Annotated in this window: 7 protein-coding genes; 2 read left to right on the top strand and 5 right to left on the bottom strand. The window is 62.2% G+C overall.

Annotated features, from left to right (window positions below):
• Window positions 1–987 precede the first annotated feature (987 nt).
• From IFT44_RS20870 to lon, 5 genes are all read right to left on the bottom strand, one after another.
• Window positions 988–2,235, bottom strand: coding sequence for a ribonucleotide-diphosphate reductase subunit beta (locus tag IFT44_RS20870; RefSeq protein ID WP_122476712.1), 1,248 nt, complete (start codon window positions 2,233–2,235; stop codon window positions 988–990).
• A gap of 643 nt (window positions 2,236–2,878) precedes the next feature.
• A complete protein-coding gene (gene cmoB, locus IFT44_RS20865) occupies window positions 2,879–3,835 on the bottom strand; it encodes a tRNA 5-methoxyuridine(34)/uridine 5-oxyacetic acid(34) synthase CmoB (RefSeq protein WP_192176502.1) in 957 nt (318 codons plus the stop codon).
• The gene (cmoA, locus tag IFT44_RS20860; RefSeq protein WP_192176501.1) at window positions 3,832–4,614 is read right to left on the bottom strand and encodes a carboxy-S-adenosyl-L-methionine synthase CmoA; all 783 of its coding nucleotides are present in this window, start codon (window positions 4,612–4,614) and stop codon (window positions 3,832–3,834) included. The genes cmoB and cmoA overlap by 4 nt, the downstream gene beginning before the upstream one ends.
• Window positions 4,615–5,020: 406 nt before the next feature.
• Window positions 5,021–5,413, bottom strand: coding sequence for a protease inhibitor I42 family protein (locus IFT44_RS20855; protein WP_192176500.1), 393 nt, complete (start codon window positions 5,411–5,413; stop codon window positions 5,021–5,023).
• Between the two features lie 546 nt (window positions 5,414–5,959).
• Entirely contained in the window at window positions 5,960–8,380 is a 2,421-nt protein-coding gene (lon, locus tag IFT44_RS20850; protein ID WP_122476705.1) for an endopeptidase La, read from the bottom strand.
• 163 nt (window positions 8,381–8,543) lie between these two features.
• Here lon and IFT44_RS20845 point away from each other — a divergent pair, with 163 nt between their 5' ends.
• Window positions 8,544–9,218, top strand: a complete 675-nt coding sequence (locus IFT44_RS20845) for a methylamine utilization protein (RefSeq protein WP_192052725.1) — start codon at window positions 8,544–8,546, stop codon at window positions 9,216–9,218.
• A complete protein-coding gene (locus IFT44_RS20840; RefSeq protein ID WP_192052727.1) occupies window positions 9,202–11,562 on the top strand; it encodes an EAL domain-containing protein in 2,361 nt (786 codons plus the stop codon). The genes IFT44_RS20845 and IFT44_RS20840 overlap by 17 nt, the downstream gene beginning before the upstream one ends.
• Window positions 11,563–11,573 lie beyond the last annotated feature (11 nt).

The following is an 11,573-nucleotide window of genomic DNA, read 5'->3' as shown; positions in this document are numbered from 1 at the left end:
GTCAAATCTTACCTGTAGCGAGATCTTCGATAAAGTGTAGTTTGTTGTCTGCTTTTGGCCGATTCCTGCCTGTCACCAACGTCAGCTATGGGTCTGTTGCGGACCTTCGCGACAGGCTGCAATCGGCAAAAGCAGTCGCTCCGCATCTCGCTGATATGATTCAATCGGCCTGAGTGACCGTCGCATCCGCTAGGCTGGATTTTGCGGAGCTGAGCTAAGGGCTTAAGGCCCTTACCTACCCAAGGACGAGCAGGACAGTGGATGAAAGCTGACATTAGCGACGCGCCGGAACGAGTCATTCGAAGACGTCGAAAACATAGCGTTCTCTACACAGTCGCCTGTCTGGCGATTGGAGGCATAGCCACAACAAGTGCGTTCCTGCTGATCAGCCGACCCCTCAGCCTCGACTCAACACACAAACAGTCAATCGGCGCAGTCGTTAGCGTCGAGGAAACGGGCCGAGCAAATGAAATGCCTTCCAGGCAAGTCCCCGAGTTCTCTCTGCCTCGAGCATCATCCGAAATACCTTTGCCAGCCAATACAGCTCGGCAAACCGTATTCAACGAGCAGAACTTCATTCCGAGAGGTGCTGACAACGTCGTTGCCTTTCGAACTGGCTCTGATCCTTTCCCAGCGAAAGCGGCTCCAAAGGGAGTGGATCTGACAATCATTCGGCAATCGCGCAGCATGAAAGAACGTGCGTGTTGGCCTTATAGGCAGGGAAGTGTCGAGTCCCGGAACTGCCGCGCCTCGATCGGTCTGAGGCATCGAGACTAGGTCATGGATCACATCGAGGAAAGTAGTAGTCACTCGACGCTGACAGCATGGGCCTCCCTGATGCCACGTAACTCTCAATATGTTCCTTTTCCCTTGATGAACTGAAGAGCATCTTGCGCGGCCGATGGGTCAAAACCCCCTGAATTCCCGGCACAAAAAAAGGCCGCCCAAAGGCGGCCTCTTCCTAGTAGTGCTAAGCAGGATCCACCATCAATCCCAGCTCAAAGCCCCACCCGTCTGATACTCAATAACCCGCGTCTCGAAGAAGTTCTTCTCTTTCTTCAAGTCCATGATCTCGCTCATCCAAGGGAACGGGTTCGTGGTCCCTGGGTATTCCTCTTTCAACCCAATCTGCGACAGGCGACGGTTAGCGATGAACTTCAGATAGTCCTCCATCATCGCCGCGTTCATACCCAGCACGCCGCGGGGCATGGTGTCGCGGGCGTATTCGATCTCCAGCTGGGTGCCCTGCAGAATCATCTGCGACGCTTCTTCCTTAAGTTCGGCGTCCCACAGGTGCGGGTTTTCGATCTTGATCTGGTTGATCACGTCGATGCCGAAGTTCAGGTGCATGGATTCGTCGCGCAGGATGTATTGGAACTGCTCGGCGACGCCGGTCATCTTGTTGCGGCGGCCCATGGAGAGGATCTGGGTGAAGCCGCAGTAGAAGAAGATGCCTTCGAGTACGCAGTAGTAGCCGATCAGGTTGCGCAGCAGTTCTTTGTCGGTTTCGACGGTGCCGGTGTTGAATTCCGGGTCGGAGATGGCGCGAGTGTACTTGAGGCCCCAGGCGGCTTTTTTAGCGACCGATGGGATCTCGTGGTACATGTTGAAGATTTCGCCTTCGTCCATGCCCAGCGATTCGATGCAGTACTGGTAGGCGTGGGTGTGGATCGCTTCTTCGAAGGCCTGGCGCAGGATGTACTGGCGGCACTCCGGGTTGGTGATCAGGCGGTACACGGCCAGGGCCAGGTTGTTGGCGACCAGGGAGTCGGCGGTGCTGAAGAAGCCCAGGTTGCGCATGACGATGCGGCGTTCGTCGTCGGTCAGGCCTTCCGGGTTTTTCCAGAGTGCGATGTCGGCGTTCATGTTGACTTCTTGCGGCATCCAGTGGTTTGCGCAACCGTCCAGGTACTTCTGCCAGGCCCAGTCGTACTTGAAGGGTACGAGTTGGTTGAGGTCGGCGCGGCAGTTGATCATGCGCTTCTCGTCGACGGCGACGCGGGCGGCGGAGCCTTCGAGCTCGGCCAGGCCTTCGGCGATGTCGAGTTTGTTCAGGGCGGCCTTGGCGCGGGCTACGGCAGCTGAATCGCTGGCGCTGGCGGCGCGGGCTTCTTGGGCGGCGGCGCCGCCGGCGCTGTCGAGCTTGTCCATCGCAGCTTCGCTGGCGTGGCCGGCGTTGGCGCCTTTGGCGGGTTCGGCTGCGTCTTCTTTGTCGAATTCGTCCCAGCTCAGCATGGGGGAGGCTCCTGCTCGAGGCCGCTGTGGGCGGCTGATGAATTTAGAAATCTGATTGCCGAGGTTGCGTGGCGCAAGCTGGCTTGGTGTGCGTGTTGCGTCGCCAGGTCCAGGCTTTTTCAGCGTGGTGCCCTGGCGTGGGCTATCAACGATCCGGTTGGAGCGCGCTGAGACGCTGACTTCGCGGGCAAGCTTCGGTCGAGGTGCTCGTGCCGGCTTCGATGTCGCGATGGGTCATGTCTCAGGTCCTTGAAGTGGGCGGCGATTATAGGGTTTTTTGCCTGCTCGTGTTCACGCCAGGACACAAAAAAACCGCCGCGACAGGTATTTCTTACAACCTTGATGCCAGTCGCCCGGTCAGGACCTGAAAGCCCTGGTTTGCACCAAAAATCGCCTATGTGGTGGTTTTGGTAAGAAGTGGACACAGGATATAGGCTTGAGTTCGGGTTGAAAACCCAATGAGCTGGTTAGAAATCAGCCAGGTTTTCGCTGTGCTGGGCGCAAAACCTTGCCCTGCTTGGCTTGCAGCAAATGCAACCATTTCAAGTTTTTTTATGGTTCTGTGAAGGAGTCGATGAGCGGCAAGAAGGCAAGTGCGACGGCGTTTATTTCACCGTCCATTTACCCCTTCCAGGCTTACGGGCTATTTCCGGGCAGTGATCACCGCGCGCATCGGCGCCGGCAGGCCTTCGACGGTTTTGCTGTGGTCGTCGGGGTCGAGGAAGTCGCTCAGTGACTGGAATTTCATCCATTCGGTGCCGCGTTGCTCGGCCACGGTGGTGATGCTCACGTCCACGCATTTTACGTCGGTGAAGCCCGCGCGGCGCACCCACTTTTCCAGGGCTGGGACGGAAGGCAGGAACCAGACGTTGCGCATCTGCGCGTAGCGGTCTTCGGGGACCAGCACTTGGTGCTCGTCGCCGGGCACTACCAGTGTTTCCAGGACCAGTTCGCCGCCTTTGACCAGGCAATCCTTGAGCGCCAACAAGTGTTCGATGGGGGAGCGGCGGTGGTAGAACACGCCCATGGAGAACACGGTATCGAAGCCTTCCAGCCCGGCGGGCAGGTCTTCCAAGGCGAAGGGCAGGTGCCAGGCGGGGAGGTCTGGCAGGTAGCGTTGCACGGCCTGGAACTGGCAGAAGAACAGCCAGTTGGGGTCGACGCCGATGACGCTGTCGGCACCGGCGCCGAGCATGCGCCACTGGTAGTAACCGTTGCCGCAGCCGACGTCGAGCACGCGTTTGCCGCGCAGGTCGAGGTGGGGGGCGACGCGGTCCCATTTCCAGTCCGAGCGCCATTCGGTGTCGACGTGGACGCCGAACAGGTCGAAGGGGCCTTTGCGCCACGGGGACAGGCCCATTAGAGCGGCGCGCATCTGGTCGTAGGTAGCGGGGTTGTCTTCGCAGTCCAGGCGCAGGCCGTTGACCAAGTCTATGTTGCAGGCGGTTACCGGGGGCAGGGCGTCGAGTGCGCTCTGCCAGCGCTGGAGGTCGCCGTGGCCTTTTGCCATCTTGGTGTCGAGCTGGGCTTGCAGGCCGTTGGCCCAGTTGGCCAGCGGGGTATTGGCCAGGCGGCGGACGAGCGGGGACAGGTCAATCATGGCAGGGCGATCATCGAGGCGAAGTTGAGGCATTGGAACCACGGCACGACCTTGCTGAAGCCGGCGGCGAGCAGGCGGTCGCGGTTTTCTTCGAGGCTGTCGGGCTTCATGACGTTTTCAATGGCGCTGCGTTTCTGCGCTATTTCCAGGTCGCTGTAGCCGTTGGCGCGTTTGAAGGCGATGTGCAGGTCGGTGAGCAGGTCGTGTTGTTGGTCGTCTTCGAAGCGCAATTTTTCCGAGAGGATCAGTGCGCCACTGGGGACCAGGGCCTGATGGATGCGGGTGAGCAGTTCCAGGCGCTGGGCCGGGGGGATGAACTGCAGGGTGAAGTTGAGCGCGATGACCGACGCGGGTTTGAAGTCCAGGGCCAGGATGTCGCCTTCGATGACGTCGACCGGGAGCAGTTCCTGAAACATGGAATTCTGCGCGTTGAGGTATTCGCGGCAGCGCTCGACCATCGCCTGGGAGTTGTCGATGGCGATCACCTGGCAGCCTTCGGCGCGCACGTGGCGGCGCAAGGCTTGGGTGACGGCGCCCAGGGAGCTGCCCAGGTCGTAGAGTGTGGTGTTGGGCTGGGCGAATTGCGCCGCGAGCACGCCGATGTTTTCGACGATAGTAGGGTAGCCGGGGACCGAGCGTTTGATCATGTCCGGGAACACGCGCACCACGTCTTCGTTGAAGGCGAAGTCGGGGACCTGGCTCAGGGGCTGGGCGAATAGGCGGTCGGGCTCTTTGCTCACGGGGCGATCCAGGCGGGTTGCGGGAAATCGGGGCGGCATTTTAGCGGATGTAGGGCGGGGGTGCATTTTTTGTGGGATGTGCGGTGCGGTAGTGGAACCGCGGTGCCCGTTTCGCGGCCGATGACCGCTCCTACGGGGGGGTGACGATTGCTGTAGGAGGGGGCTGTGGCCGCGAAGGGCCCCGCGGTGTGTCAGTTGAACCGCGGTTCCTGTTTCGCGGCCGATGACCGCTCCTACGGGTGATGACGATTCCTGTAGGAGCGGTCTGTGGCCGCGAAGGGCCCCGCGGTGTGTCAGTTGAACCGCGGTGCCTGTTTCGCGGCCGATGACCGCTCCTACGGGGGGATGACGATTCCTGTAGGAGCGGTCTGTGGCCGCGAAGGGTCCCGCGGTGTGTCAGTTGTACCGCGGTGCCCGTTTCGCGGCCGATGACCGCTCCTACGGATTATTTTACGGTGATGTCGCAGCTGAAGGTTTGGGCTGGGGGGATTTCCGGGGCCCAGGGTTGCTGCAGCACCAGCATCAGGTGTCCCTGGCCTGGGGTGCGCGCCTGGAAGCGCCAGGTGGATTGCCCGGCGGCTCCGACCACACCGGCCTCTTCGGGATGGCTGTAGACCTCTGGCCCGAGGCTGCGCAAAACGCTAGCGCCCGGATTCTGAACCAGCCAGCGGTAGCCGGTGCTGGGGTTGGTCGGCAATTGCAGGGTGACGGTCTGGTCGACGCTGAGGAAAACCGGGCATTGGCTCTGACTTTCCAGCACGACGCTGTGAAGCGGTTGCTGGGCGCAGGCTGTAAGCGCGGCAAGGCTGGCGGGAAGGATCAGGCGGACGACGGACATGGTGGCTCCGAACGGACGAGGATCTGGAAAGCATAACCCAGTTCGTCGGATGTGCAGGAGTGAGGCGCCTGAGCCACGTTTGGGAAGATTGTGGTGAGTCTGGTGGGGCGGTGGTGGGGCCGGACGCGGCTCGCGCCGCTGCTACAGGGGATTGTGTTGTTTCGGGGCGTTGTAGCCACCGCCCGAGCCGCGTCAGAGCGCAAGGAGTGCGGCGGATGAGGCCGTTGTAGCAGCGGCGCGAGCCGCGTCAGCGCGCAAGAAGTGTGGCGGATAAGGCCGTTGTAGCAGCGGCGCGAGCCGCGTCGGCGCGCAACGGTGTGGCGGATGGGGCCGTCGTAGCAGCGGCGCCAGCCGCGTCAGGGCGCAACGGTGTGGCGGATGAGGCCGTTGTAGCAGCGGCGCGAGCCGCGTCAGGGCGCAAGGGGTGTGGCGGATAGGGCCGTTGTAGCAGCGGCGCGAGCCGCGTCGGCGGTACATGAGGTGTGTCTGACCGAACGCAATGCCCCCCTGACGCGGCTTGCGCCGCCGCTACAGGGGGTGGATGGGTCAGAAGAGGATCTTGGCGACGTCGGCGAAACGTTTGGCGAAGTGCACGGTGATGCCCTGCTTGAGGTAATCCGGCAGCTCTTCGAAATTGCCACGGTTTGGCTCGGGCAGGATCAACTCCATGATCTTCTGCCGCCGTGCGGCAATGACTTTTTCGCGCACGCCACCGATCGGCAGCACGTGCCCGGTCAAGGTCAGCTCGCCGGTCATGGCCACGCCCTTCTTCGGCGCCTGGTCGCGGGCCAGGGACAGCAACGCGCTGGCCATGGTCACCCCGGCGCTCGGGCCGTCCTTGGGCGTGGCGCCTTCGGGTACGTGCAAGTGCACGAAGGCCTCGTCGAAGAACTTGGAATCGGCGCCGAACTGCGCAAGATTGGAGCTGACGTAGCTGTAGGCAATTTCTGCCGACTCCTTCATCACCTCGCCCAATTGCCCGGTCAGCTTGAAGCCACGGTTCAGCGTATGGATACGTGTCGCCTCGATCGGCAAGGTGGCGCCGCCCATGCTGGTCCAGGCCAGGCCGGTGATCACGCCCTTGCCCGACAGCACCTGCTCGCTGCGGAACACCGGCATCCCCAGGGAAGCTTCGAGGTCCTTGGGCACAAGTTTGATCGGTACATCAGGCTTGTCGATCAACTGCACCACGGCCTTGCGTACCAGTTTGCCCAGCTGTTTTTCCAACTGGCGCACGCCGGCCTCGCGGGCATAGCCTTCGATCACCGTGCGCAGCGCACTGTCGCTGATGGTCAGGCGATTCTTGTCGACACCGGCCTTGGCCAGTTGCTTGGGCCACAGATGGCGCTTGGCGATGGCCATTTTCTCTTCGGTGATGTACCCGGACAGGCGGATCACTTCCATACGGTCGAGCAGCGGGCCGGGGATGGAATCCAGGGTGTTGGCAGTACATACGAACAGCACCTTGGACAGGTCCAGGCGCAGATCCAGGTAGTGGTCGAGGAAGTCGACGTTCTGTTCCGGGTCCAGGGTTTCCAGCAGCGCCGACGCCGGGTCGCCCTGGAAGCTCTGGCCCATCTTGTCGATCTCGTCGAGCATGATCACCGGGTTCATCACCTCGACGTCCTTGAGCGCCTGCACCAGCTTGCCCGGCTGGGCACCAATGTAGGTGCGGCGATGGCCCTTGATCTCGGCTTCGTCACGCATGCCGCCGACGCTGAAGCGATAGAACGGACGACCCAGGGATTCGGCGATGGACTTGCCGACGCTGGTCTTGCCCACGCCCGGCGGGCCCACCAGCAGCACGATGGAGCCACTGATCTCGCCTTTGTAGGCGCCCACCGCGAGAAATTCGATGATGCGTGTCTTGATGTCGTCGAGGCCGGCGTGGTGCTGGTCGAGCACCTTGCGCGCATGCTTCAGATCGAGCTTGTCCTTGCCGTACACACCCCACGGCAGGGCCGTGGCCCAGTCCAGATAGTTGCGCGTGACAGCGTATTCCGGCGAGCCGGTTTCCAGGATCGACAGCTTCTGCATTTCCTCGTCGATGCGCTTCTGCGCGGCGGGCGGCAAGGTCTTGTCCTGCAGACGCTGCTGGAACTGCTCGACGTCGGCGCTGCGATCGTCCTTGGTCAGGCCCAGCTCCTGCTGGATGACCTTGAGTTGTTCCTTGAGGAAGAACTCGCGCTGGTGCTCGCCAATTTTCTTGTTCACTTCGGCGGAAATTTCTTTCTGCAGCCGTGCGACTTCGACTTCCTTGCGCAGCATCGGCAGGACTTTTTCCATGCGCCGCAGCATCGGCACGCAGTCGAGCACGCCCTGCAGCTCGTTGCCCGTGGCCGACGTGAGTGCGGCGGCGAAGTCGGTCAGTGGGGACGGGTCGTTGGGGCTGAAACGGTTGAGGTAATTCTTCAGCTCTTCGCTGTACAGCGGATTGAGCGGCAGCAGCTCCTTGATGGCGTTGATCAGCGCCATGCCGTAGGCCTTCACCTCGTCGGTGGGCTCGATGGGCTGCTGCGGGTATTCGACTTCTACCAGATACGGCGGGCGATGGTGCTTGAGCCAGGTGCGGATACGCACGCGCGACAGCCCCTGCGCGACGAATTGCAGCTTGCCGTTTTCGCGGCTGGCGTGGTGGATCTTCACCAGCGTGCCGTACAGCGGCAGGCTGGAAGTGTCGAAATGGCGATGATCGTCGGGCGGGGTGTCCATGAAGAACAGCGCCAGCGAGTGGTGCTCGGTGTTGGAGACCAGGTCCAGGGTTTCCGCCCAGGGCTCTTCGTTGACGATGACCGGCAGCACCTGCGCGGGGAAGAACGGGCGGTTGTGGATCGGGATGACGTAGACCTTGTCCGGCAGGTTCTGCCCAGGCAGGGCCAGCTCGGTGCTGGAGTGGGTCGAGTGCTCGATGTGCTCGTTGTCCAGATCTTCGGACGGATTCTCGTTGGATTCCTGCTGGTCGCTCATGGGGCACCTGCGTCAATGACTATGCTGCTTAGATGGGGCAGGGTGCGACTGGTTTCAATGGTTGCACTGAAGCTTTGCGGCCGGCTGCCGATAAGGTTGTAACCGGGCTTGTGGCCCAAGTGGGCCGCGGCAGGCGACACTTTCATCCGTCAGGTAAATTTTCATGATCAGGTTTGGCGCCTTGCTCGGCAGTCTCGTCCTCAGTACGTGGGTCAGCGCGGCCTCCTTCGAGGCACGTATCACCCAGGCCGACGGCAAGCCTCTGGCCGACGCAGTGTTCAGCCTCTCCGGAGGGCCGGCGGCCGCCGGATCCAGGCAGGCCACGGCGATCATGGACCAGCGCGCGCAGAAGTACCTGCCGCACGTGCTGGCCGTGGCCACCGGTACCTCGGTTTCATTTCCCAACAGCGACAATATCCGCCATCAGGTGTATTCCTTTTCGCCCGCCAAGCGCTTCGAGCTGCGGCTCTATGAGGGCACGCCGAGCAAGCCGGAGCTGTTCGACAAGCCTGGTGTGGTAGTCCTGGGTTGCAATATTCACGACTGGATGCTTGGCTATATCTATGTCACCGATGATCCCTGGTTCGCCGTCAGCGACGAGCAGGGGCGCGTGCGTTTCGATCAATTACCCGCAGGCCGCTACCACGTGAGCCTGTGGCATCCGCGCAGCGTGGATGCGCAAGTACAGCCAGGAGGCGAGATCGACATGACGGCTACGGCCATGACGCAGAACTACACCCTGAAGGTCGAGGCAACGGCGGACGATGCGGCCCAGGAGCCGGCGACCGGCGCGTTCAGCGATGCATTCAAAAAGGCTGCCGGTGAAGCTGCGCAATAGTTTCCAGGCGCGCATCGCCTGCGTACTCATTCTGCTGCTGTCGGTGGTAGTGGGGGCGTTGACTGTGGCCGTGAAAGTGGCCACCAACGATGCCGTGCGCGCCCAGGCTCGCGAGCAGCTGCAAGTGGGCACGCGAGTGTTCGAGCGTCTGCTGGATGTGCGCGGTCGGCGCCTGCGCGACGGCGTGCAGTTGCTGGCTGCCGACTTCGGTTTCCGCGATGCGGTGTCCAGCGGCGACTCGCCGACCATCCGTTCGGCGCTGCAGAATCAGGGCGCGCGCATCGGCGCCACCGACATGTTCGTGTTGGGCATGGACGGTCGTGTCCTGGCCAGTACCGTGGACCAGGTCCCCACCGGCAGCGTGTTTCCCTATGACACGGCGCTGCGCGAAGCCCGCCGAACCAGCCAGTCGATGCTGTTCGTGCCGCTGCAGGGGCTGCCGCACTTGCTGGTGGAAGCGCCAGTGCTGGCACCGCTGCCGATCGCGCGGGTGGTGATGGGTTTCAGCATGGATGTGACCCTTGCCCAGGAATTGCACTCGCTGACCAACTTGCAGGTGTCCTTCCTGACTACCGAGGCCGGCAAGGTCGGCACGCTGGTGAGCACCCAGCCGACCGAATTGTCCGCCAGCATCAGTCAATGGATGCAGGTCAATGAATCGGCGGCGCAGCACATTTCCCTTTCCGAACACAATGATCGTACCTACCTCAGCCAGCCCTTGCTGCTGGCCAGCAGCAGTGGCCCGGAGGGCGGAAAGGTCATGGCACTGCTGCAGAGCCCGCTGGATGAAGCGATGCGCGCGTTCGTCGCCCTGGATCGCAATATCTTCGGCATTGCCTTCGCCGCATTGCTGGCCTCCCTGGTGGGTGCCTTGCTGCTGGCGCGCAGTGTCTCGCTGCCGGTGCAGAGCCTGGCGCGGGCCGCTGGGCGCATCGGCCATGGCGACTACCAGACCGACGTGCCGCTGGACCGCACCGACGAACTGGGCGTGCTGGCCAAGGCCATCAGTCGCATGCAGGCCGGGATCGCCGAGCGCGAGCTGCAGCTGGCTCACAATGCCTTGCACGACGCGCTGACTGGCTTGCCCAACCGCACGCTGGCGATGGAGCGCCTGGGCAGCGCCATTGCCGCCGACCGACCGATCGCACTGCTGTACATCGGTATCGATAACCTGCGCGAACTCAGTGAAAGCGGTGGACCGACCTTCGTCGACAAACTGCTCCAGCAAGTTGCGCAGACGCTACTGGAGCTGGTGCGACCCGGCGACACGGTCGCGCACCTGATCACCGACGAATTCCTCCTGCTGCTGGAAAACCTCGACAGCGACAGCGCCGTGGCGGTGGCCGACAAACTGCAACAGGTGCTGCTGCAACCCCACCGTTTTGGTGGCCACGACGTTGCCATCGACTGCCGGATCGGCATCGCGGCCTTTCCCTCCGATGGCCTGAGCGCCGAGGAGTTGCTGGCGCGTTCGGCAATCGCGATGAAAGACGCCGCCGACATGCCGGGTCGCCTGCAGGTGTATCAGCACGGTCGCGACCTTGCGCACCAGCGTCAGGTGCGGCTGATCCGCGACCTGCGTCGGGCCGCCGCGAACAACGAGTTGTCCCTGCACTACCAGCCCAAGCTGGACCTGCGCGACAAGCAGGTACGCCAGGCCGAAGCCTTGCTGCGTTGGCAGCATCCACAGTTGGGCAATGTCTCGCCCGGTGAATTCATCGAGCTGGCCGAGCGCACCGGCAGTATCCAGACGCTGACCCGGTGGGTGATCGAGGAAGGCATTCGACAGTTGAGCGAATGGAGCACGCGCGGCCTGGTCGTGCAGTTGTCGCTGAACATCTCGGCGGATGACCTGCTGGGGTCCGACCTGCCTGAGCGGGTCGTGCGCCTGCTCGGCCTGCATCAGGTGCCGGCCGAGCAGTTGATTTTCGAGATCACCGAAAGCGCGATCATGCGCGAGCCCGAGAAGGCGCTGAAGGTGCTCAACAGCCTGCGCGACTGCGGTATCAGCTTGTCTGTCGACGACTTCGGCACCGGTTATTCGTCGCTGGCCCACCTCAAGCGCCTGCCGGTGCAGGAGCTCAAGATCGACCAGTCGTTCGTGCGCAACCTCGACGAAACCAGCGAGGATGCGGTGATCGTACGTTCCACCATCGAAATGAGCCACAACCTGGGCCTCAAAGTGGTGGCCGAGGGCGTCGAATACGAACACAGCCTGCGCTTGCTCGAACGCTGGAACTGCGACACCGCCCAGGGCTATCTGATCAGCCGGCCGCTGACCGCTGTCGCCTTCGAAGCCTGGATGCAGCAGTCCTCGCCCATTTCAATTGCTGTGGTTCACTGATGTCATGATGC

The sequence above is a fragment of the Pseudomonas sp. CFBP 13710 genome (assembly GCF_014842235.1).
Lineage (GTDB): Bacteria > Pseudomonadota > Gammaproteobacteria > Pseudomonadales > Pseudomonadaceae > Aquipseudomonas > Aquipseudomonas baltica.
This window is presented reverse-complemented; position numbering and strand designations above follow the sequence as displayed.

Excerpts from the sequence above, each read along its gene's own strand:
- IFT44_RS20870 (WP_122476712.1), bottom strand. The coding sequence starts at position 2,235 with ATGCTGAGCTGGGACGAATTCGACAAAGAAGACGCAGCCGAACCCGCC.
- cmoB (WP_192176502.1), bottom strand. The coding sequence starts at position 3,835 with ATGATTGACCTGTCCCCGCTCGTCCGCCGCCTGGCCAATACCCCGCTG.
- cmoA (WP_192176501.1), bottom strand. The coding sequence starts at position 4,614 with ATGCCGCCCCGATTTCCCGCAACCCGCCTGGATCGCCCCGTGAGCAAA.
- IFT44_RS20855 (WP_192176500.1), bottom strand. The coding sequence starts at position 5,413 with ATGTCCGTCGTCCGCCTGATCCTTCCCGCCAGCCTTGCCGCGCTTACA.
- lon (WP_122476705.1), bottom strand. The coding sequence starts at position 8,380 with ATGAGCGACCAGCAGGAATCCAACGAGAATCCGTCCGAAGATCTGGAC.
- IFT44_RS20845 (WP_192052725.1), top strand. The coding sequence starts at position 8,544 with ATGATCAGGTTTGGCGCCTTGCTCGGCAGTCTCGTCCTCAGTACGTGG.